Here is a 21725-nt window from a genome sequence, read left to right as displayed (position 1 = left end):
CTCACTTGTGGGATTTGAGTATTTTTGCAAAGCAGAAAGGAGGGCGCGAGCTCTCCTTTTTTCGTCAGCGCAGGGTCAGAGCGCCTTTGAGCCATGGGAAATCCGACTGCGCTGGCGTCACGACGTGCTGGGACAGCAGTCCCTTGAGGTGAACCGCGATTTGCGCAGGGAGGTCGCCGAGCAAGCCTTGGCGTGCGGTCAAGGAGATGTTTCGCGTAAGCGGCTCGAAAGGCAGCGGAAAAACGTCGACGCGGTCCAACCAACGCCGTGCCCGCATGAGTGCCAACGGCGTGAGGATTGACCAGCCCACCTGCCCCGCGACCAAGGCGAGCACGGAGTGATAGCTGTCGATTTCGAACCGATGAGAGAGCTTCAGGTTTTGGCGAACGAGATGTGCCGCAATCATCCGTCCCATTGCCAAGCGCGCCGAATATTGAATCAGCGGCAAGTCTCTGAGCTGTGCGAGAACGTCCGCGTCTGGGTCTACACGTCCCTTGGGCACTGCGAGAACAAAGGGTTCAGTGAGCAGTGGGTGGACTTCCATCCAATCGGCTTCCGCCCCCATTTCTGCCGCAACAACCATATCGAGCGCCCGATCATCGAGCTGGCCGTAAAGTGCGTGAGAGGGCCCCGTCTCAAGCAAAAACTGACTGCCCGAGATGTCGTTCGCGAGGCGCGTGATCAGGGCGGGTGTGACATCTGCCTCCAGATCCTCGATCATGCCAAGGCGCAGGCGTGTCAAAGATGATAGGTCCGACATCGCCAATTCGGCGCGCGCCAGAGCCGCTTCGTTCAGGATGGCGCTGGCGCGGCGGCGAAACACCTCTCCGGCAGGGGTCAGCGACATGGGCCGCGCGTTGCGCACCATCAGCGTGGTGCCCAACGCAGTCTCGAGTCCGGTCAACTGTTGTGAAACCGTAGAGGGGCTGGTCCCCAAGCGGCGCGCGGCGGCAGAGATTGCGCCTTCTTCGGCCGTGGCCACAAAAACCTCGATCCCCCAGAGGGTAATCCTTCCCGGGGAATCGACCATTCTTTACTTGCTCATCTTCGACAGCTTGGCCTGCAGCTCGGCCAGTTGCTTTTTGATGTCATCAAGTCCCTCTTCCTCTCCATTCTCAGGAGACGGAGAACTGGGGCCCCAGTTGCCGGCAAGGCCGCCCGTCATTGCCTTGAGAAAGGCCTGCTGCTGCGCTTGCATAGCTTCGAAACCAGGCATCTTGGCCATCGGGTTCATCGCGGACATGTTTTCGACCATCTTGGACTGGCCGTCCTGCAACATCTCGAACGACATGGCGAGGAATTGCGGAACCACGCTGGTCGCTTGGGTTGTGTAGCTGCGAACAAGGTCATTGAGCACTGCCAAGGGCAGCACGCTTTCGCCTTTGCTTTCGTGTTCAGCAATGATCTGAAGCAGGTATTGACGGGTGAGATCGTCGCCCGATTTCAGGTCGACAATTTTGACTTCACGACCCGCACGAATAAACCCTGCGATGTCTTCCAGCGTAACATAATCACTGGTTTCGGTATTGTATAAACGGCGGCTTGCGTATCGCTTGATCAAAAGCGGTTTATCGTTATCTGACAAGGACTCCCCTCCCATGCTGCATCGCTGCAAAAAGCCTAGGGTGTAAAAATAAAAAAAGAAAGGGCAGGCTTTCGCCTGCCCTCAACTTACCGGACTACGGGCGGGAGGGCACCCTATGTCCGGGCCTTTATTACTTCGCTGCAGCGGTTGCTTTTTTAGCGGTTGCAGTCATCTCGGTGGTCGCTTTTTTGGCAGCAGCGGTCATTTCTTCGCTCATGTCCTTGCCGGCAGCCATCATCAGCTCAACGGTTTCGGTCTGAACTTTTTTCGCAACTTCTGCGAAAGCAGCCATGTTCTCTGCAGCCATTTCAGCCGACGCGCTTGCGAAGTCGGTCATTGCTTTGGCGTATTCTGCGGGCTCTGCCTTTGCTTTGGTCAGGTCACCCATCTTGGTCAGCGCGTCTTTGGTCCACTTGGTCGAAATCTCGGTCGACTTCTCAGCGGCGTCCAGAGCAACTGCCGACAGCTTCTCCGACAGAGCGGCCTGCGACTTGAACGAGCCTTCCATTGCCGACATGTCCATGGGGAATGCACCCATCATGTCTTTGATCATAGCGGTGAAGTCAGGTGTCTTAGCAGTCATAGTTCCAAATCCCTTTTGTTGCTGTGTTCGGGCCCACCCCGTTGATCAGCTACAGACAATATGAATGCTGCAGCGCAGAAAATCAAGTTATTTTTCTGCACTGCAGCAAAACAGGGAAAAGGAGATGGGGATCAACCCGTTGACTGCATGGTCACATAGGTTCCGGGCGCGTCCGCAAGCACAGGATGATTAGAATCACCCTCCTTTCGCGCAGGGATTTGCTTGCCAGAGCGGTTCGCCAGCCACTCGTTCCAACGCGGCCACCACGATCCGGGGGTAAACTCCGCCTCGGCGCGCCAGTCTTCAGGTTCCATTGCAATCTTGGTGTGGGTGTAGTGGCCGTATTTGCCCTTGGACGGCGGGTTTACGATCCCGGCGATGTGACCAGACTGGGACAGGATAAACTTCTTTGATCGGCTGCCCATCTGGCGAACCCCATTGAAGCTGGCTTTCCACGCCGCGATATGGTCGGTCTCGCAGGCAATCGCGCAGATCGGCACCGTAACATCCTTGATGTTCAGGACCTCGCCGCAGATCTCGATACCGCCATCGGCGAATTTGTTCTTCTGACACAGGTCTCGCAGATACTGGATCGCCATAGCGCCCGGCAGGTTCGTGCTGTCCCCATTCCAGAACAACAGATCAAAGGCAGGCGGGGCCTCCCCCTTCATGTAGCGGTTGATCGCCGGACCATAGATCAAGTCGTTCGACCGCAAGAAGCTGAAGGTCCGCGACATGAAGAAGCTGTTCAGATAGCCCTCGGCCATGGCCTCTTCTTCGATGCCATCTACAAAGTCGTCCCCGAGAAAGACTGTGAATTCCCCTTGATCCGAGAAATCGGTCAGCGTGGTAAACAGGGTCGCCGACTTGATCGGGGTCTCGCCCCGTTTTTTGAGCAGTGCCATAGTCAGCGACAATGTCGTCCCGGCGATACAATACCCAACCGCGTTCACCTGCTTCACATCGCAGATAGCTCGCACTTCGTTGATCGCGGTCAGGTAGCCGTCGGTGATGTAGTCATCCAGTTTCACGTCGCGATAGGACGGATCTGGATTGATCCAGCTGACCACAAAGACCGTGTAGCCTTGGTCGACCGCCCATTTGATCATCGAGTTCTTTTCCTTGAGATCGAGGATGTAGAATCGGTTGATCCATGGCGGGAAGATCAGCAATGGGATTTCGTGCACGGACTCAGTGGTCGGGCTGTACTGCAACAACTCGAACATGTGGTTGCGGTAGACGACCTTGCCCTTGGAGGTTGCAATATTGCCCCCCACCTCAAAGGCTTTCTCGTCTGCCAGCGTGACCAGAAGTCTGCCGTCATTCTCCTCCAGATCGCTGACAAGGTTCTCTAGACCGTCGACAAGGCTCTGACCCTCGGTCTCCAGCGCGCGCTCCAGGGCATCAGGGTTGGTCGCCAGAAAGTTTGTCGGCGCCATCAGGTCAACGATCTGACGCGAGAAATAACGCAGGCGCTTGCGGTCTACATCGTCCAGATCGACCACATCGTCGACGGCCTTGGTGATCGCTTCGGAATTCAGAAGATACTGCTGCTTTACGTAGTTGAAATAAGGGTGGCTGTGCCAAAGCGGATTGGCAAATCGCCTGTCCTTTGGGGCATCCATCTCTGCGGGTGCGCCAGCGCCATTCGTCAGCGCCGTTTGCGCGTCCACGTAGTGCTGTAGTGACTTTCCCCAGTACTCGACCTGATGTTCCAGTATTTTTGCGGGGTTTTGCACCCATTCGGCCCAATACCCGACAGCTGCCTTCATATATAGATCTTGGCCGGGGCCCTGAAGGGCGGGGTTAATCGCCTTATAATGCGAAAGTGCTGTAACAAGACGCTTGGAAAGTTCTTCGATTTTCGAGATGTTTTCGTTCAAACGGACCAGTTCAGTTCCAGTATCGCCGTCGTGCGTTGTCATGCCTGCGATTCCCCCCTACTCTGCCAGCAGCATAACGTTGCAAGCCGGAGGGGGCAAAGTGACGATTTGAACCGGACCGACCGGCAACGAAGGAGAACGACATGCGCTATATGGCGACGTATGATCTGATGGAAACGGTTCGCAACACGAACCAATGGCTTGGTGCAACGGCCAAGGCAATCGCTGGATATCCCGCCATCGCGGCCTTTCCGAATCCAGTCTTCCAATGGATGGGAGCATGGGGCGAAGTGACCGAACGCAGCTTCGCGCGGATGGTGGCCAAGCCCGACTGGGGTATTCATTCGTATACCTGCGAAGATGGGCGCGACCACATCGTCACCGTCGACACGGTCGTCGAAAAGCCCTTTGGTGATTTGGTTCATTTCCATGTTCTGGGCCGTCCCGAAAAGCCGCGCAAAGTACTGCTGGTTGCGCCGATGTCGGGGCACTACGCCACACTCCTGCGCTCGACCGTTGTCAGTCTTCTGCCGGACTGCGAAGTGTATTGCACCGACTGGCACAATGCCCGTGATATCCCTGTTTCCGCTGGGAAATTCGACGTCGAAGACTACACGCTCTATCTTGTCGATTTCATGAAGCAGCTCGGTCCCGACACCCATGTGATCGCCGTATGCCAGCCTGCCCCGCTGACACTGGCCGCGACCGCCTATCTGGCCGAAGAAGACCCCGCTGCGCAGCCCTCGTCGCTGACGCTCATCGGCGGTCCGATTGACCCCGAAGCAGCCCCCACAGACGTTACCGATTTCGGCAACCGCGTCACCATGGGCCAACTCGAAGAGATGATGGTCCAGCGCGTTGGCTTCAAATATCCGGGCGTTGGCCGTCAGGTTTATCCCGGCCTTCTACAGCTGACATCGTTCATGGCGATGAACGCCGAGACCCACTCCAAAGCCTTCACCGACCAGATGATGCGCGCCGCCAAAGGCGAGGCGCGTGACAACGACCGTCACAACCGGTTCTACGACGAATACCTCGCCGTAATGGACATGCCCGCCGAGTTCTACCTCTCGACCGTCGAGCGAATCTTCAAGAATTGCGAAGTCGCCAAGAACAACTTTGTGGTCGCGGGCAAGCGTGTGGACATCGGAAAAATCACTGATGTGGCCGTGAAAACCGTCGAAGGCGCCAAGGATGACATCTCTGCGCCTGGACAATGTGTCGCAGCGCTGGAGCTGTGCACTGGCCTGCCCGACAACATGAAAGCCAACCATCTGGAACCCGATGCCGGCCACTACGGCATCTTTGCGGGCAAGAGCTGGCGCAACAACATCCGTCCGCTGGTGCTCGAATTTATTGACGCCAACCAGCGCACCAAGTCCAAAGCCGCCGCTGAATAATCTACGGCACCACAGGAAAAACCAAAGGCCAGACGTAACCACGTCTGGCCTTTTTACTTTGCAAACAAGCTCAGCGGAAATCGTTATCAGACATTACACCCTCAATCTGAGCGGGAAAAGTTGTCCCAAACCGGCGCATTAACTTTCATGTCCTAAAATCGGCATACCCCTTCGGATATATTCCTATCCAAAAGGGAAAACATACAAGATACAGGGCGATAGATAGAGTTTTCCATAGGAAGTTAAGACCTATCCAGATCTGTGCACCGAGTTATCCACAGGTTGGCATCTTATCCCCGTAACTCTGGAAAACAATTAGGCCCGTGCCGTGACGTCCAAAATGCTACTTCTGATCAACTCTAGGCAGTCGGGCGCCGAGAATGAGTGATCCGCGCCATCCACCAGCGTCAGTCGCATGTCCGCGCCCTCTGCATGGTCAAGCAGCTTCACCGCCGTCGCGACAGACACCGAGGTATCCGCCGTGCCTTGCAAGAACCGCACGGGGAAAGGCAGCGGCAGCGGCGTACGTAGCACCAACTGATCCCGCCCATCCTCGATCAGGCGCTTGGTGATGATGTAGGGCTCGTCGTAATCCGAGGGCAGCGCGATCTGGCCGTCCGCCTCCAGCGCCGCGCGCTGCTCTTCGGTGAACCCGGCCCAGAAGCCATCCTCGGTGAAATCGGGCGCCGCAGCGATCCCCACCAGACCGCACACCCGCTGAGGGATACGCTGGGTCATCAGCAAACTGATCCATCCGCCCATGCTGGAGCCGACCAAAACCTGCGGACAAGAGGTCAGCGTTTCGATCACCTCCTGCGCATCCGCCGCCCAATCGCCAATCGCACCGTCCACAAACTTTTCCGAAGACTGCCCGTGTCCCGAATAATCGAACCGCAGAAACGCGCGCCCTTGGGACTTGGCCCATTCCTCCAGCCAGACAGCCTTGGTCCCGTCCATATCGGACTTGAAGCCCCCCAGAAACACGATGCCCGGCTCTGTGCCTTCGGTCCGGTGATAGGCGATCTTGCGACCGGTCGAGGTCGTCAGGAAGCTGGGGGTGGTCATAGGTGTCTCCTTTGATTGCGGCGCCACCATATGCAGCGCCGCTGGGGGCATCAACTTATTCGACTTCGCGCATCGACAGGGCCGAGGCGACAGCCGCCAGTGACATCACGCCGAACACCACCAGCGCCCACTGCGCCGAAATCAGTGCGGCCAAACCGCCGCCAAGTCCAGCGACCAGCAGCAGCGTTCCGATCACTGTATTAGATAGGGCGGCATAGGCTGCCTTCTCGTCCTTTGGGGCCATGTCCACCAGGTAGGTCGAGCGTCCCTGACGCACCCCATGATAGGCGATCATCAACACAAACAGCACGCCCGGAATGGCATAGGGCGTGTCGCCATAGCCCATCCAAGACAGCGCCACGCCGCCAAACAGCGCCAGCGCCGCGACAAACCCGGCCAAGGCCAGAACCTTGCGGCTGGACCGATCCGACAGACGCCCCCAGACATATGAGCTCAGGAAACTGGCCGCCGCGCTGGCGACCAACATCGCGCCAAGCTGCTCCAGTTCCGCACGCTCTGAGATGACCACCAGATAGGGTGGCGCCAGTGCAGTCCCGACCAACAAGCCGCGCGTCATGATGAACCGGCGCAAGTCCTGCTCTTGCCACAAGAGCTTGATATCAGGCAGCCCGCCGCGATCATCTGTTTCGCTCTTCTCTTCGTTCAGGGTCGAAAAAAGCCCAGCCGCCAACAGCCAAAACACGGCAGCCAGAGCGATAGCGCTGATCACCAGAACCTCGCTCGCGCCTTGCCAGATCAGGATCGCGGCAAACACCAGAACCGCCGCCGAACTGGCCGTGCCTGCGGTCCCCGTGATTGCCCCGCGCCGCGATTTGCCAACTGTTTTGCCCAAGATTTCCTTGAAACTGACCGAACACGCACTGCGCGCGACGGCCAAAACAGCCAGCGCAGCACAAATCAGCGCCCCCGCCGCAGCGCCTTCGAGCATCAGCGCGACCAGCACGATCACCGCAGCCGCGATCCCCTGCCCCGCGCTGCCCACGGTCCATGCCCATTTCTTGTGACGCAGTCGCCCAACCCATCCGGCCAAGAACATTTGCGGCAGCAGTGCCCCCGCCTCGCGGATCGGGACCAGCAGCCCCACAAACACCGCAGGCGCGCCCAAGGCATTGAGCAGCCAACTCAACACCAGTTTCGGGTCGATCAACCCATCCGCGACCTTGGTCATGCTCAGGGATGCCATGTGGCGCAGCCCGTTGGGGGCCTCGGCCTGTTGGGCGTGGTCACTCAGGTCGGGCGCATCATTCTCTGCGCCGCTGAGTGCTTCGAAAACCTCTGCAGAAATGTCTTTTGTCATCAATCAGAACCTAAACTTGACTTGCCTCCCTCAGGCAGTCACATAGCCCGCGAAACCAAACCCGCAACCGGGCGTCCCGTAGGCGCCAAACCGACGAGGAGCATCAAGGCTTATGGCCCAGATTTCCCTGACCTTCCCCGATGGAAACTCTCGCGATTACGACGCAGGCGTGACGCCCGCGCAAGTCGCTGAATCGATCTCCAAGTCACTGCAGAAAAAAGCAATTAGCGCGACCGTGAACGGCGCGCATTGGGACATGCAGTGGCCGATTACCGAAGACGCCAGCGTCGCCATCCACACCATGCAGGATGACACCCAAGCGCTGGAACTGATCCGCCACGATCTGGCGCACATCATGGCCCGCGCCGTGCAGGAAATTTGGCCCGACGTCAAAGTCACCATCGGCCCCGTGCGCGACAACGGCTGGTTCTACGACTTCGACCGCGAAGAGCCCTTTACCCCCGAGGACCTTGGCCAGATCGAAGCCAAGATGAAGGACATCATCAACGCCCGCGACGCCGTGACCACCGAGGTCTGGGACCGCGAGCGCGCGATCAAATACTACGAGGATCGCGGAGAACCCTTTAAGGTCGAGCTGATCAATCGCATCCCCGAAGGCGAAGACCTGCGGATGTACTGGCACGGCGACTGGCAGGATCTGTGCCGTGGCCCGCACCTGCAAACCACCGGTCAGGTGCCCGCGGATGGCTTCAAACTGACCCACGTGGCTGGTGCTTATTGGCTGGGGGACAGCTCGCGTCCGATGCTACAGCGCATCTACGGTGTGGCGTTCAAGAACCGCAAAGACCTCAAGGCATGGGAAACCATGATGGAAGAGGCCGCCAAGCGCGATCACCGCAAACTTGGCAAGGATATGGGCCTGTTCCACCTGCAAGAAGAGGCGCCCGGCCAGATCTTCTGGCACCCGAACGGCTGGAAAATCTACACCACCCTGCAGGACTACATGCGCCGCCAGCAGGAACGCGACGGCTATGTCGAGGTGAACACCCCGCAAGTCGTGGACCGCAAGCTGTGGGAAAAATCGGGGCACTGGGACAAGTATCAGGAAAACATGTTCATCGTCGAAGTCGACGAAGATCATGCCCGCGAAAAGGCGATCAACGCTCTGAAACCCATGAACTGTCCCTGCCATGTGCAGGTGTTCAATCAGGGTCTGAAATCCTATCGCGACCTGCCCCTGCGCATGGCCGAATTTGGCAGCTGTGCCCGTTATGAGCCCTCGGGCGCCCTGCACGGCATCATGCGTGTGCGCGGCTTTACCCAAGATGACGGCCACATCTTCTGCGCCGAGGACCAGATCGAGTCCGAAACCGCCAAGTTCATCGCCTTCTTGTCCAAGGTCTATGCAGACCTCGGCTTCCACGACTGGACCATCAAACTGTCCACCCGCCCTGAAAAGCGGATCGGCAGCGATGAAAGCTGGGACTTCGTGGAAAAGGCCCTTGGCGATGCCTGCCGCGCGGCGGGATATGACTACGAAATCCTCGAGGGCGAAGGCGCGTTCTACGGTCCCAAGCTCGAGTTCACCCTGACCGACGCGATCGGCCGGAACTGGCAGTGCGGCACCCTGCAGGTTGACCCCAACCTGCCCGAACGTCTGGACGCCAACTTCATCGGCGCAGACGGGTCCAAGCACCGGCCCTACATGCTGCACCGTGCCTGCCTTGGCTCGTTCGAGCGTTTCATCGGCATCCTGATCGAAAACTCAGCAGGGAAACTGCCCTTCTGGCTGGCCCCGCGCCAAGTGGTTGTCGCATCCATCGTCTCGGACGCGGACGGCTATGTCCAAGAAGTGGTCGACGCACTGCGGGCCGTTGGCGTCCGCGCCGAAGCCGACTTCCGCAACGAGAAGATCAACTACAAGGTCCGCGAGCACTCGCTCGGCAAGGTGCCTGTGATCATCGCGGTCGGCATGAAAGAAGTCGAAGAGCGCACCGTCTCGGTCCGCCGCTTGGGGGAAAAGCAGACCTCCATGGCGACGCTGGACGAGATCGTCACCACCCTGAAGGCCGAAGGCACCCCGCCCGACCTGAAGTAAGAATACCGAGGGCCGCTCTGATCAGAGCGGCCCTTTTTTATTCTGCCATGTGCTCGAAGTGGTGCACCCAGCATTCCTGCACAAACTTCTCCATCCCCGGCGGGATGTGGGCGACGGACCAGTCCGCTCCGGCGCATTCGGTCAGGGCGGCGGCATCCGTCCATTCGGTGATCATCGCATATTCGTCCGGCGTCCCCTCTGCCGGACCGCCGATCACAACCCGCGCACAGCCCGCGAATTTGGTCACAGACCCCTGCGCAACCGTCTGGAACAGCGGTTCGAACTCATCCCGCAGTTCGGGATGAATGCGCACGCGGTAGATGCGCGTGATCATCCCGCCAGCTCCGCCTGCACGTCTTTACCCCAGCCCAGCCACATCTTGTCGCCCTCTTCGATCAAGGGGCGCTTCATCAGGGTCGGATGCTCGGCGATCAGGTCCAGCGGCGGACGGGCGCGCTGATCCTCGTCCAACTGGCGCCAGGTTGTGCTGGATTTGTTAACCAATTTCTCTCCGAATTGGGCAAATGCCCGCTCCAAAACCTCTGGCGCAACCCCATCCTTGCGCACATCGACGTATTCGGCATCGGGCAGCGCTTTGACCGCTTTGCGGCAAGTATCACAGGTCTTTAGCCCATAGAGGATCATTCGCTTCTCCTATTTTTTTGCCACTTTCGAGAAAGTGACGGCGAATACAACTGTGTTTTGCTTGATTTTTACGTTGGGCATGCAACGCTGGAGTTGTGACCACCTCGAAGCAGCCGAAACCTCGGAGCGAGTCGTTTGACTGTCGCGTGGAAGTTACGCCAAGGCCCCGCTGCGCGGGGAAGACGACTAGAAGGAGTAAGGGGCTATGCCCACAGGAACCGTCAAGTGGTTCAACACCACCAAAGGATATGGCTTTATCGCGCCCGATGGCGGCGGCAAGGACGTGTTCGTACACATCTCTGCAGTAGAGCGGTCGGGTCTGACCGGTCTGGCTGACAACCAGAAAGTGGGCTACGAGCTGAAAGAAGGCCGTGATGGCCGCCAGATGGCAGGCGATCTGACCCTCCTCTGACTTCGAGGCATTCTACCCATTGAATTTATAATCCGAGGCGCCCTCCGTGCCTCGGTTTTTCTTTGGCTGACCAACTTGGGTATTTCACCAAGATGAAGGGGCAAAGTTCCGACGTTACCCGCGGCGCAGAAGTTCACGCACAGCGCAGCGGGGCGCTTCGGTCCGCAACAGGGTCGTGCCGATCAGCCGCCAGTCCGCATCCAAGACTTCGGGAAAGTGGGTGTCCGGCGCAGTCACTTCGGTGTCCACTTCGGTGATCAGCAAGCGGTCTGCATAGGCCAGCATTTCGCGGTAAATGCCCGCGCCGCCGATGCCGTAGACGCGTCGGTGGCCTGCAGCGTGCGCCATATCGATCGCGTCCTGAACCGAGGCAGCGGTATGTTCGGCGCTGACCTCTTGCGAGGTCACGACGATATTCATGCGATTTTTCAGAGGCTTGAACGGCAGGCTATCCCACGTATTCCGGCCCATGATAATCGCCGCCCCGCTGGTTTCGCGCTGAAAGAACTTCAGGTCTTCGGGCGCTTCCCACGGGATGGTGTTGTCTTTGCCAATCGCGCCGTTTTTGTCGCGCGCTACTATCAAGGAAATCATACGGCCACCGGTGCTTTGATTGCTGGATCGGGGTCGTAGCCGACCACCTCGAAGTCTTCGTATTTGAAGTCAAACAGGGACTGCACATCGCGGGTGATGTTCAGCTGCGGCAGCGCTTTGGGGGTGCGCGACAGCTGCAAGTTCACCTGCTCCATGTGGTTGGAATAGATATGTGCGTCGCCGATGGCGTGGACGAAATCGCCGGCCTCGTAGCCCGTGACATGCGCCAGCATCTTTAGCAGCAGCGCATAAGAGGCGATGTTGAACGGCACCCCAAGGAACATGTCCGCCGAGCGCTGGTACAGTTGCAGGTGCATTTTGCGCCCCACAATGCGGACCTGCCACATGGTGTGGCACGGGGGCAGCGCCATGTTCGGCACGTCCACAGGATTCCACGCGGACACAATTAGGCGGCGGCTGTCGGGGCTGGTTTTGATCATCTGAAGCAGGCTCTGGATCTGGTCGACACCGCCGAAATCCCGCCACTGCTTGCCGTAGACGGGACCCAAATCGCCGTGCTCGTCCGCCCACTCGTCCCAGATCGAAACACCGTTGTCCTTGAGGTACTTGATGTTGGTATCCCCTGACAGGAACCACAGCAGTTCATGGATGATCGACCGCAGGTGCAGCTTCTTGGTGGTGACCAGCGGAAACCCGTCAGCCAAGGAATAGCGCTGCTGCATCCCGAAATAACTGATCGTGCCGGTGCCTGTGCGGTCGGTCGATTGTTCCCCATGATCGAGAATGGTCTGTAGTGCCTCGTGATATTGCTGCACGGGGGCCTCCGAGTTCGCTGCGTCGTTGCCTGATGTTCTATCGGTGCAAATCGGGAAATGCCAGTTGGCCCTTTGATCATGGCCCCACGCCACCTACGTTAGCGCCAAAGACAAAGGAGTTATTATGTCCGTTCGTTATTTGCACACCATGGTCCGCGTGCTGGATCTGGAAAAAACCATGGCTTTCTTTGAACTGCTCGGCTTGAAAGAGACCCGCCGCGTCGACAATGAAAAAGGCCGCTTCAGCCTTGTTTTCATGGCGCCCGAAGGTCAGGAAGAGTGTCCGGTCGAGCTGACCTATAACTGGGATGGCGATGATGGGCTGCCCTCGGACAGCCGCCATTTCGGACACCTGGCCTACCGCGTGCCCAATATCTACGAGATGTGCCAGCACTTGATGGACAATGGCGTGACGATCAACCGTCCGCCCCGCGATGGCCACATGGCGTTTGTCCGCTCGCCCGACAACGTGTCCATCGAACTGTTGCAAGAGGGTGACGCACTGGCCCCCGCAGAGCCTTGGGCCAGCATGGAGAACACCGGTCACTGGTAATCCACGATCCGCGACACAAGGAAAAGGGCCTCCGCAATAGCGTGAGGCCCTTTTCATTTGGCAGACAAAGCATCCCCCCGGCGTTTGTCAGTAGATGTAGCGGATCTGGTCGGTCCAGTAACGTTCCACGCGCTTTAGCGCGCCAGCGATGGTGTCCACCCCGTCCATATCCAGCACGGCCTTGGACTGAAGCCCGTCCGCATGGCGCATGAACAGGTCAGCGACCACATCCCGCACCGCGCGGCCCCGTTCGGTCAGGCGCACGCGCACGGCGCGGCGGTCCATGGCGCAGCGTTCGTGGTGCATGTAGCCCATATCCACCAGCTTCTTCAGGTTATAGCTGACGTTGCTGCCCTGATAATATCCGCGGGATTTGAGTTCGCCCGCAGTGACCTCGTGTTCACCAATATTGAACAGCAGTAGGCCCTGCACTGCATTGATCTCTAGAACGCCGACGCGTTCGAATTCGTCCTTGATGACGTCAAGCAGTAGGCGATGAAGGCGCTCTACCAAGGACAGGGTGTCAAGGTAGCGCGCCATAAAGCTTTGGTCGGCCGACTTGGCCGGAGGCGAATGAAGGACCATCTGATGTCTCCGCAGTTTTTCGATAAAACAGAGACTGACGGGATAATGCCGAATATTCGGTTAAATGCCCAAGAAGATGGCTAAAATGCGCCTTATTTCGAGAATTGCGTCAAACCGCTCGCGATATCGGTCACCAGATCTAGATACCGCGCAGGGGTTGCCCCCTGCCCGCTCACCCACTGGTACAGGTCATGGTCGTTCTCCTCGAGCAGGTCCTCGTACAGGTCCAGCTCGGCTGCTGACATCTCTGCCAGACGGCGATCCGCAAAAGATTTCAGGATCAGGTCCATTTCCTTGATGCCCCGATAGTTGGAGCGCATGTTCAGGCGCTTCAACCGGGTTTCGTGGGTTTCGGTGACGTCTGTCACTGCTCGATCTCCTTCAGGGTCAGGCGCAGCTTTTTCTCAAGCCGAGCCAGGCGGTCCGCCCCCTGCTGCATCTGGATCTTCATCTCGCGCATTTCGCGCATGATGTCCGTGATGGCGACGGGAACGGCGTTATCCTCTACCGGACCTTCTACGCCATCACCCTCACCGTTCAAGAGCCACATGATCGAAACGTTCAGCAAACCGGCCAACATTTGCAGTTTATTCGCCCGCGGCTCGGCTGTGTCGTCCTCCCAGCCTTGCAGCGTACCCAGTTTCACACCCAGCCGTTTGGCCAGTTGCACCTGAGTCATGCTGGCGGCTTCGCGGGCAGCTGCCACGCGATCGCCAAAAGTTGCAGCATCGGGGCTGTACCAGTTCTCTCCCATCAGACTCCCTTTCTCGGATCTGTCTTGATTGGTCATCGCGCCGAGACTAGGACAGGCCAGAGCGCTTTTCAAATGACCGAGGTTAAAGAATGTCTTTCCTGTCTACCGCCCTTGACCGAGTGAAACCGTCGCCCACCATCGCCGTCACGCAAAAGGCACGGGAACTGGCGGCATTGGGACGGGATGTGATCAGCCTCGGGGCTGGTGAGCCTGACTTTGACACGCCCGATCACATCAAGGACGCAGCGAAAGCGGCAATCGACGCGGGCAAAACGAAGTATACGGCCCCCGATGGCATCCTCGAACTCAAGCAGGCGATCTGCGCTAAATTCGCCCGCGACAACAATCTGGGTTACACGCCCGCACAGGTCATCGTCTGCACCGGCGGCAAGCAGGTTCTGTACAACGCGCTGATGGCGACCCTGAATCCCGGCGACGAGGTGATCATCCCCGCGCCCTACTGGGTCAGCTACCCCGACATGGTCCTGCTGGCGGGCGGCGAGCCCGTGACCGTCGAATGCGGCATCGAGACCGGCTTCAAAATGACGCCAGAGCAACTCGAAGCTGCGATTACACCCAAGACCAAGTGGTTCATCTTCAACTCGCCCTCGAACCCCACCGGCGCGGGCTACACCGCCGAGGAACTCAAGGGCCTGACCGACGTGCTGCTGCGCCATCCCCACGTGTGGGTGATGACCGACGACATGTACGAACACCTTGCCTTTGACGGCTTCGAATTCGCGACCCCTGCGCAGGTCGAGCCCCAGCTTTATGACCGCACCCTGACCGTGAATGGCGTGTCCAAAGCCTATGCCATGACCGGCTGGCGCATCGGCTATGCCGCAGGCCCCGAACAGCTAATCGGTGCCATGCGCAAGATCCAGAGCCAGTCGACCTCGAATCCCTGCTCGGTCAGCCAATATGCGGCCCTAGAGGCGCTGAACGGCCCGCAGGACTTCATCGAGCCTAACAACGACATGTTCAAACGCCGCCGCGATCTGGTCGTCGAAGGGCTGAACGCCGCTGACGGCATCACCTGCCCCGTGCCCAACGGCGCGTTTTACGTCTACCCCAACATCGCGGGCTGCATCGGCAAAACCAGCGCAGGCGGGACCAAGATCGAAAATGACGAAGATTTCGCCACCGCCCTTCTCGAAGAAGAAAACGTAGCTGTCGTATTTGGCGCAGCGTTCGGCTTGTCTCCGAACTTCCGCATCAGCTACGCTACCTCTGACGAGGCCCTCGCAGAGGCTTGCACCCGCATCCAGCGGTTCTGCGCAAATTTGAAATAAGCCCATAGACGAGAGCGATTTATGTCGACCGAACTGCCCCCATACTATTTTCGTGTCCGAGAAAACGGGGCCTTTGTGTTCCGTGTGGACACTGAAAACCGCATGCGCCGGATTGAAATGGACCAGATCGCCGTTGTGAACATCCGCAACGGCGAGGTCAAACCCCACGGCGACCGTGCCCTCACTGACGAAGACCTGACCGTCATCCGTGCTTGGATGAAAGAGCGCATCGAAACTGTGTCACAGCGCCAGATCGACGACATCCTGCGCACGGTGGATCACTTGAACCTGACCACCCACTGGGCCCAGACCAAAGCAACCGACGATCAGCTCGAACAGATTTCGGATTCGCTGCTGCTTGCCATGCACGACCTGCGCAGCGTTCTGACCCGCAAAAAATCCGAGCGCGTTCTGGCCGCCCAAGCCGCCGCCGGAAAGACAGAGGACTAGGCCGCCTCGGCCTCTTGCGCCGCTTCGGCAGCGCGAATCTTTGGCATGCTGACCAGCCAGAAGCGGCCCATCAACAACACAGCCGCACTCGCCAAGCCCAGCACCAGCCCCAGCCACACGCCCTGCGCGCCCCAGTCCAGCCAGAAGCCAAACGCCAGACCCGCCGGCGCGCCAATGCCCCAGTAGCTGAACGCCGCGAACCACATGGGCAGCGTTGTGTCCTGCAGCCCACGCAGCAAACCGATGGCCAGCACCTGCGCCGCGTCCACAAACTGGAACGCCGCCGCCATCGCCATCAGGGTCACACCGACCGCCAGAATAGCCTCGATCTGGACCTCGTCCTTGCGCATGAACAGCATGATCATCTTTTCGGGGAAAGCCAGCATCAGGATCACCGCAATCACCGACACGCCAAAGGACAGCGTCATCGCCGCAATGCCTCCGCGCGCCAGATTGACCGCATCCTTGCGCCCATAGGCCGTGCCTGCGCGCACCGTCGCCGCGTTGGACAGCCCCACGTGGACCATAAACGTGGCCGTCGCCACCTGCAGCACGATCCCGTGCGCGGCCAAGGGCACAGCCCCCAGCCAGCCCATCACAACCGCTGCAAAGGCGAACAACGTCACCTCGCTCAGGGCAGTGACACCGATCGGCACGCCCAGCTTCAGCACCGTCAGGAACACGTCCCAATCGGGGCGCCACATCCGCTGGAACAGCGCATGTTCGGGCAGCACCCGCATGGCATACCACACGCAGCCAATCAGCGACACAACTTGCACCGTGACCGAGGCCAAGGCCGCCCCGCGCACGCCCATTTCAGGCGCGCCCCAGTTCCCGAAAATCAGCGCGTAGTTCACAATGGCATTCGCCACCGCCGCCGCGATCGTGATCCACAGCACCACCGCCGTCCGCTCTAGCGCGGCCAGATAGCTCTTCATCACGTTCACGAACAGGCCGGGCAACATGCCCCACCCTGCAATCCGCAGATAATCCTGCGCCAACTGGGCCAGATCCTCTTCTTGCCCCATCAGAACGAGCAGCGGCTTGGACCAGATGAAAAACGGCAGACACAGCAGGCTAAACAGAAAACTCAGCCACAGCCCCATCCGCGTCTGGCGGCGTACAGCGACCTCGTCCCCTTCGGCCTGCGAGGCCGCGACCAGCGGCATCACCGCCCACGCGAACCCCGACCCAAGGATGAACAGCGTCATAAACACCGAGGTGGCCAGAACCACCGCCGCCAATTCTTCGACCCCGTAGCGCCCCAGCATCAGCGTGTCGGTCGCCCACACGACAAACTGCGCCAGATGCCCGCCGATCAGCGGCAGGCCCAGCAGCAGCGTGGCGCGGAAATGGGTGGAATACGGGAGTGCTACATTTTTGACCATGCGGTCGGCATAGAGCGCCCCCACCATCCGGGCAAGATGTTTCCCCTGCCCGAATGCACACATATTCTTGCGTTTTTATGCCCGCAGAAATGCAGCCTTACGCATCGTCCCCAGTGCGCCGCGTATCGGGGTGCAGCGCGGTCCCCAGAATATGCTCTGACTTGTGGATTACATGGCTCGCGCCCCCCACGATCAAGGGGTCGGGCGCCTTCACGATCCGATGATCCTTGTCCGGATAATCGAGGGTGCTCAGGAAGTGGCGCATACAGTTGATCCGTGCCCGCTTCTTGTCATCGGACTTCACAATCGTCCAAGGCGCATCCGCTGTGTCGGTGTAAAAGAACATCGCCTCCTTGGCCTCGGTATAGTCGTCCCATTTGCTCAGGCTGGCTTTGTCGATCGGCGACAGCTTCCAACGCTTCAAGGGGTCTGTCTCGCGGGCCTTGAACCGGCGACGCTGCTCTTCCTGCGTGACCGAGAACCAGTATTTATACAGCTTGATCCCAGACCGCACCAGCATCCGCTCCAGATCGGGGGCCTGCCGCATGAACTCCAGATATTCACTGGGCTCACAGAACCCCATCACCCGCTCAACCCCAGCGCGGTTGTACCAAGAGCGGTCATACAGAACCATTTCGCCGACGGTGGGCAGTTCTTTGACATAGCGCTGGAAATACCACTGGCCCTTCTCTTCCCATGTGGGCTTGTTCAGGGCCACCACGCGCGCCGCCCGCGGGTTCAGATGCTCCATGAACCGCTTAATCGTGCCGCCCTTGCCCGCCGCATCACGGCCTTCGAACAGCATCACGAACCGCTGCCCCGTCTCTTGCGCCCACAGTTGCACCTTCAGCAGTTCAGCCTGCAGCTTTGCCTTTTCCCGCTCATAGGCGCGGCGCGACATCTTGGTGTCGTACGGGTACTCGCCGGTTTCAAAGGCGCGGCGCACCTCCTCTGGCGTGGCCGCATGGGGCCGCCGCACTGTCTCTTTGGTCAGCGCAGGCGGCGCGTCTTGCGGCGCAGCAGGCACCGCATCCACTGGCGCGTCGACCACATCCGCCAGACCATTCTCTTCGTTCAGGGACCCCATTGCCTCTTCCATCCTGCGCTCCTTTTTCAACATGACAGAACTATGACAGCACGGGCCCGCCCTCGCCTTGCGATGGGTCAAACAAAGCCCCTCAATTCCCTCAGCCCTCTTGCACCGCAGACGCATAGCGCACCCAACAGGCAGGACAGAGCTTTGCACCATCCGGCGGCCCGATTTTTCGCGCAGCGCCTCTTTCTTTCTGCTTTGCCTAAATACTCACGGCACCACGGCACAGCCCGCAGGCCCTATCCGTTTCACTCTATGCCCTCCGCTTGCAGCGGCCCCACAAGGTGCTGTATCTCTAGCGCTCAAAGCTACCAAGGAAAGCGAGCAGCATGGCCGACGATCTTCTCAAAGGGACCGAAGCGGAAACCTATGACGCCTCCTCGATCGAGGTGCTCGAAGGTCTGGAGCCCGTGCGCAAACGCCCCGGCATGTATATCGGCGGCACGGACGAACGCGCCCTGCACCACATGGTGGCAGAAATCCTCGACAACTCCATGGACGAGGCTGTCGCTGGCCACGCCAACCGCATCGAAGTCGAATTCCACGAGGATTACGCAATCTCGGTCCGCGACAACGGCCGCGGCATTCCGATCGACCCCCACCCCAAATTCCCGGGCAAATCCGCGCTCGAGGTCATCCTCTGCACCCTCCACGCAGGCGGCAAATTCTCGAACAAGGCCTACTCGACCTCCGGCGGCCTGAACGGCGTGGGCTCCTCGGTCGTGAACGCCCTCTCCGATTCGATGGTCGTACAGGTCGCCAAAAACAAAGAGCTCTTTGAACAGCGCTTCTCGCGCGGCGTCCCCCAAGGCCCCGTGGAAAAAATCGGCGCCGCCCCGAACCGCCGCGGCACCACGGTGACCTTCCACGCGGACCCCGAAATCTTTGGCTCGCTCAAACTCAAACCCGCCCGCCTCTACAAGATGGTCCAGTCCAAGGCCTATCTCTTCTCGGGCGTGGAAATCCGCTGGAAATCCGCCATCGACGATGGCCAAACCCCGCCCGAGGCGACATTCCACTTCCCCAACGGACTCTCGGACTTCCTGAACGAAACGCTCAAGGACGCCTCCACCTACGCCGACCGCCCCTTCGCGGGCAAAGTCTCGTTCGAGGACAAATTCAACGTCCCCGGCTCGGTCGAATGGGCGATCAACTGGACCCCGAGCCGTGACGGCTTCATCCAGTCCTACACCAACACCGTCCCCACCCCCGAGGGCGGCACCCACGAATCCGGCTTCTGGGCCGCGATCCTCAAGGGCATCCGCGCCTACGGCGAACTGGTAAACAACAAAAAGGCCGCCCAAATCACCCGCGAGGATCTGACCACCGGCGGCTGCGCCCTCCTGTCGATCTTCATCCGCGAACCCTCCTTCGTCGGCCAGACCAAGGACCGCCTCTCCACCGAAGAGGCCGCCAAATGGGTGGAAAACTCGGTCCGCGACCACTTTGACAACTGGCTCGCCAACGACACCAAATCCGCAGGCGCCATCCTCGACTACCTCGTCCTGCGCGCCGAAGAGCGCCTGCGCCGCCGCGCCGAGAAGGAAACAGCCCGCAAAACCGCCACCAAGAAGCTGCGCCTGCCGGGCAAGCTGGTGGACTGCTCGGCCTCCAACCGCGCCGGCACCGAACTTTTTCTGGTCGAGGGCGACTCGGCGGGCGGCTCGGCCAAAATGGCCCGCGACCGCAAGACCCAAGCCCTCCTGCCCCTGCGCGGTAAAATCCTGAACGTCCTAGGCGCGGCCAGCTCCAAACTCGGCTCGAACCAGGAAATCAACGACCTGACCCAAGCCCTCGGCGTCGGCCTCGGCACCCGCTTCCGCGTGGACGACCTGCGCTACGACAAGATCATCATCATGACCGATGCGGACGTGGACGGCGCCCACATCGCCGCGCTCCTGATGACCTTCTTCTTCACCCAGATGCGCCCCATGATTGACCACGGCCACCTCTATCTGGCCTGCCCGCCCCTTTACCGCCTGACCCAAGGCGCAAAACGCGTCTACTGTCAGGACGAGGCAGAGCGTGATGAATGGCTGAAAAAAGGCCTCGGCGGCCGCGGCAAGATCGACGTCAGCCGCTTCAAGGGTCTGGGTGAAATGGACGCCAAGGACCTGAAGGACACCACCATGAACCCCGCGACACGGCAACTCATCCGCGTGTCCATCGACGAAGACCTACCCGGCGAAACCGGAGACCTCGTCGAACGCCTCATGGGCAAAAAGCCCGAATTGCGCTTTGAATACATCCAAGAGAACGCGAAGTTCGTCGAGGATGTGGATGTGTGAGATATGTTTGCGCTTCTTTTAGAACATGGCGACATTAAATCCGCGAAGCGCGCGCTGATACTGTCCAGTTGCTTTCAAATCCTAGTTCACATGTTACAAATAGAAGGAGAATTTTTCGCGATTGGAGGGATGCGCTTATCGCTCTCCGAAGTGGAACCTACTAAGCTCTCCCAGACGGTCGTAATTTATTTCTTAGTATTTTTTTCTCTATTTTCGTTTTTGAAGGTTCAAGAAGACGCTTCGGTCGCATTGAAAGCTCGCAACGAAGCAAAAAGGCAAGCAGCGAAGAACACTCTAGATCAATACTGCAAGACGCCGGAAGAAATCGAAGAAGAAGAGCGAGATGACCTTTATGAACCAGAGACATGGGAAAAGGCTTATTCGGACGAGTTAGAACGAATATCCAAGACTGAAGCCCGTTTTGAAAAGATCAGATCCATCACAACCTACTCGATCCCACTAATTATCGAAATATTATTCCCAATCGCTTTGGGGCTGTCCGTCGTATTTTTCCCCCAACAAATCGCAAATATTTTTAATTGATTTAGAGGCCTTCTTGGGAACACTCTCTCAGCCAGAGATACCCCAATATCAATGTCATATAGCGCCCGTACCCGAGGGAGGGCGCACATGCGCCCGCCCTGGGGGGCGGGTCGGGCGCAGCGTTCGGGCTGGCCCGAACGCAGGGTTTGACCTCATAGCACAGCACGTCAAACCAAGAGCCCCCACGGTCAACGCTCGGTGTCTAGGTCAACAATCAGCCACCCAGCGCCTAGCCGTCAAACACCCCGCGCCCAGTCCCCTCTTTCTGCTTTGAAAAAATACTCACCGGCACGCCCGCTCCGCCGCCGCACAGCCCCAAAACCGCGCGCCCAGCCCTTCGGCCAGCCCAAGCCAGACCGCCAACCCCACAGCGCCACCCACAGGCGTCTTTTTGCCAAAAATACCCAAGGTCGAGCGGCCAGCCACAACCACGCCCACCAGCCACCTCTGACCCAGTCC

General features: G+C 59.1%; 24 protein-coding genes. 8 read left to right on the top strand and 16 right to left on the bottom strand.

What is annotated here, in order from left to right; translation table 11 throughout:
- Positions 1-64: 64 nt before the first annotated feature.
- The 4 genes from AB9K37_RS06610 to AB9K37_RS06595 all read right to left on the bottom strand — a co-directional run bounded on the left by AB9K37_RS06610 (position 65) and on the right by AB9K37_RS06595 (position 4093).
- Entirely contained in the window at positions 65-1030 is a 966-nt protein-coding gene (locus tag AB9K37_RS06610) for a LysR family transcriptional regulator (RefSeq protein WP_369836230.1), read from the bottom strand.
- Positions 1031-1033: 3 nt separating this feature from the next.
- Positions 1034-1585 carry a polyhydroxyalkanoate synthesis repressor PhaR gene (gene phaR, locus AB9K37_RS06605; RefSeq protein WP_369836227.1) on the bottom strand — a complete coding sequence of 184 codons (552 nt, stop codon included), beginning with the start codon at positions 1583-1585 and terminating at the stop codon, positions 1034-1036.
- Positions 1586-1715: 130 nt separating this feature from the next.
- Positions 1716-2168, bottom strand: a complete 453-nt coding sequence (locus tag AB9K37_RS06600; protein WP_369836224.1) for a phasin, PhaP — start codon at positions 2166-2168, stop codon at positions 1716-1718.
- 131 nt (positions 2169-2299) lie between these two features.
- On the bottom strand, positions 2300-4093 hold the full coding sequence (locus AB9K37_RS06595; RefSeq protein ID WP_369836221.1) for a PHA/PHB synthase family protein: 1794 nt from the start codon (positions 4091-4093) through the stop codon (positions 2300-2302).
- Between the two features lie 101 nt (positions 4094-4194).
- Here AB9K37_RS06595 and phaZ point away from each other — a divergent pair, with 101 nt between their 5' ends.
- On the top strand, positions 4195-5451 hold the full coding sequence (gene phaZ / locus AB9K37_RS06590; RefSeq protein ID WP_369836219.1) for a polyhydroxyalkanoate depolymerase: 1257 nt from the start codon (positions 4195-4197) through the stop codon (positions 5449-5451).
- Positions 5452-5766: 315 nt separating this feature from the next.
- Here the strand turns inward: phaZ and AB9K37_RS06585 are convergent, their stop codons facing one another.
- A complete protein-coding gene (locus AB9K37_RS06585) occupies positions 5767-6516 on the bottom strand; it encodes an alpha/beta fold hydrolase (protein WP_369836216.1) in 750 nt (249 codons plus the stop codon).
- Between the two features lie 55 nt (positions 6517-6571).
- Positions 6572-7834, bottom strand: a complete 1263-nt coding sequence (locus tag AB9K37_RS06580) for an MFS transporter (RefSeq protein ID WP_369836213.1) — start codon at positions 7832-7834, stop codon at positions 6572-6574.
- A 112-nt stretch (positions 7835-7946) separates the two neighbouring features.
- Between AB9K37_RS06580 and thrS the strand changes: the two genes are divergently transcribed.
- Complete coding sequence (gene thrS, locus AB9K37_RS06575) at positions 7947-9893, top strand: threonine--tRNA ligase (RefSeq protein WP_369836210.1); 1947 nt, start codon at positions 7947-7949, stop codon at positions 9891-9893.
- 37 nt (positions 9894-9930) lie between these two features.
- On the opposite strand, the gene AB9K37_RS06570 is transcribed toward thrS, so the two are convergent.
- Together AB9K37_RS06570 and AB9K37_RS06565 are read right to left on the bottom strand one after the other, a co-directional pair.
- The gene (locus AB9K37_RS06570) at positions 9931-10227 is read right to left on the bottom strand and encodes an antibiotic biosynthesis monooxygenase (protein WP_369836207.1); all 297 of its coding nucleotides are present in this window, start codon (positions 10225-10227) and stop codon (positions 9931-9933) included.
- On the bottom strand, positions 10224-10538 hold the full coding sequence (locus tag AB9K37_RS06565) for an ArsC/Spx/MgsR family protein (protein WP_369836204.1): 315 nt from the start codon (positions 10536-10538) through the stop codon (positions 10224-10226). Before AB9K37_RS06565 ends, AB9K37_RS06570 begins: the two co-directional genes overlap by 4 nt.
- Before the next feature lie 205 nt (positions 10539-10743).
- On the opposite strand from AB9K37_RS06565, the gene AB9K37_RS06560 reads away from it, so the two are divergent.
- The gene (locus AB9K37_RS06560; protein ID WP_072707354.1) at positions 10744-10950 is read left to right on the top strand and encodes a cold-shock protein; all 207 of its coding nucleotides are present in this window, start codon (positions 10744-10746) and stop codon (positions 10948-10950) included.
- A gap of 114 nt (positions 10951-11064) precedes the next feature.
- Here the strand turns inward: AB9K37_RS06560 and AB9K37_RS06555 are convergent, their stop codons facing one another.
- Together AB9K37_RS06555 and AB9K37_RS06550 are read right to left on the bottom strand one after the other, a co-directional pair.
- A complete protein-coding gene (locus AB9K37_RS06555) occupies positions 11065-11544 on the bottom strand; it encodes a dihydrofolate reductase (protein WP_303968155.1) in 480 nt (159 codons plus the stop codon).
- Positions 11541-12320 (bottom strand): thymidylate synthase, encoded by a 780-nt coding sequence (locus AB9K37_RS06550; RefSeq protein ID WP_369836200.1) that lies wholly within the window; start codon positions 12318-12320, stop codon positions 11541-11543. Before AB9K37_RS06550 ends, AB9K37_RS06555 begins: the two co-directional genes overlap by 4 nt.
- A 124-nt stretch (positions 12321-12444) precedes the next feature.
- Here AB9K37_RS06550 and AB9K37_RS06545 point away from each other — a divergent pair, with 124 nt between their 5' ends.
- Complete coding sequence (locus tag AB9K37_RS06545; RefSeq protein ID WP_369836197.1) at positions 12445-12873, top strand: VOC family protein; 429 nt, start codon at positions 12445-12447, stop codon at positions 12871-12873.
- An 87-nt stretch (positions 12874-12960) separates the two neighbouring features.
- Here the strand turns inward: AB9K37_RS06545 and AB9K37_RS06540 are convergent, their stop codons facing one another.
- From AB9K37_RS06540 to AB9K37_RS06530, 3 genes are all read right to left on the bottom strand, one after another.
- Entirely contained in the window at positions 12961-13458 is a 498-nt protein-coding gene (locus tag AB9K37_RS06540) for a MarR family winged helix-turn-helix transcriptional regulator (RefSeq protein ID WP_072707363.1), read from the bottom strand.
- Positions 13459-13550: 92 nt separating this feature from the next.
- Positions 13551-13778 (bottom strand): succinate dehydrogenase assembly factor 2, encoded by a 228-nt coding sequence (locus AB9K37_RS06535; protein ID WP_369836278.1) that lies wholly within the window; start codon positions 13776-13778, stop codon positions 13551-13553.
- 44 nt (positions 13779-13822) lie between these two features.
- Positions 13823-14212: a multiprotein-bridging factor 1 family protein gene (locus AB9K37_RS06530; RefSeq protein WP_369836194.1), complete on the bottom strand. Its 390-nt coding sequence runs from the start codon at positions 14210-14212 to the stop codon at positions 13823-13825.
- Positions 14213-14301: 89 nt separating this feature from the next.
- Between AB9K37_RS06530 and AB9K37_RS06525 the strand changes: the two genes are divergently transcribed.
- Both AB9K37_RS06525 and AB9K37_RS06520 read left to right on the top strand, forming a co-directional pair.
- Entirely contained in the window at positions 14302-15504 is a 1203-nt protein-coding gene (locus AB9K37_RS06525; RefSeq protein ID WP_369836191.1) for a pyridoxal phosphate-dependent aminotransferase, read from the top strand.
- Positions 15505-15525: 21 nt separating this feature from the next.
- Positions 15526-15954 (top strand): hypothetical protein, encoded by a 429-nt coding sequence (locus tag AB9K37_RS06520; protein WP_369836189.1) that lies wholly within the window; start codon positions 15526-15528, stop codon positions 15952-15954.
- Here AB9K37_RS06520 and AB9K37_RS06515 read toward each other — a convergent pair.
- Together AB9K37_RS06515 and ppk2 are read right to left on the bottom strand one after the other, a co-directional pair.
- On the bottom strand, positions 15951-17369 hold the full coding sequence (locus AB9K37_RS06515; RefSeq protein ID WP_369836187.1) for an MATE family efflux transporter: 1419 nt from the start codon (positions 17367-17369) through the stop codon (positions 15951-15953). The two genes, AB9K37_RS06520 and AB9K37_RS06515, sit on opposite strands and share 4 nt — an antisense overlap.
- Before the next feature lie 70 nt (positions 17370-17439).
- The gene (gene ppk2, locus AB9K37_RS06510) at positions 17440-18441 is read right to left on the bottom strand and encodes a polyphosphate kinase 2 (protein WP_369836185.1); all 1002 of its coding nucleotides are present in this window, start codon (positions 18439-18441) and stop codon (positions 17440-17442) included.
- A gap of 323 nt (positions 18442-18764) precedes the next feature.
- On the opposite strand from ppk2, the gene parE reads away from it, so the two are divergent.
- Both parE and AB9K37_RS06500 read left to right on the top strand, forming a co-directional pair.
- On the top strand, positions 18765-20723 hold the full coding sequence (gene parE / locus AB9K37_RS06505) for a DNA topoisomerase IV subunit B (protein WP_369836183.1): 1959 nt from the start codon (positions 18765-18767) through the stop codon (positions 20721-20723).
- A 3-nt stretch (positions 20724-20726) separates the two neighbouring features.
- Entirely contained in the window at positions 20727-21266 is a 540-nt protein-coding gene (locus tag AB9K37_RS06500) for a hypothetical protein (protein WP_369836181.1), read from the top strand.
- Between the two features lie 282 nt (positions 21267-21548).
- On the opposite strand, the gene AB9K37_RS06495 is transcribed toward AB9K37_RS06500, so the two are convergent.
- The gene (locus tag AB9K37_RS06495) at positions 21549-21704 is read right to left on the bottom strand and encodes a hypothetical protein (protein WP_369836179.1); all 156 of its coding nucleotides are present in this window, start codon (positions 21702-21704) and stop codon (positions 21549-21551) included.
- Between the last annotated feature and the right edge of the window lie 21 nt (positions 21705-21725).

Origin of the sequence: Donghicola sp. XS_ASV15, assembly GCF_041224595.1 — a bacterium.
Lineage (GTDB): Bacteria > Pseudomonadota > Alphaproteobacteria > Rhodobacterales > Rhodobacteraceae > Donghicola.
This window is presented reverse-complemented; position numbering and strand designations above follow the sequence as displayed.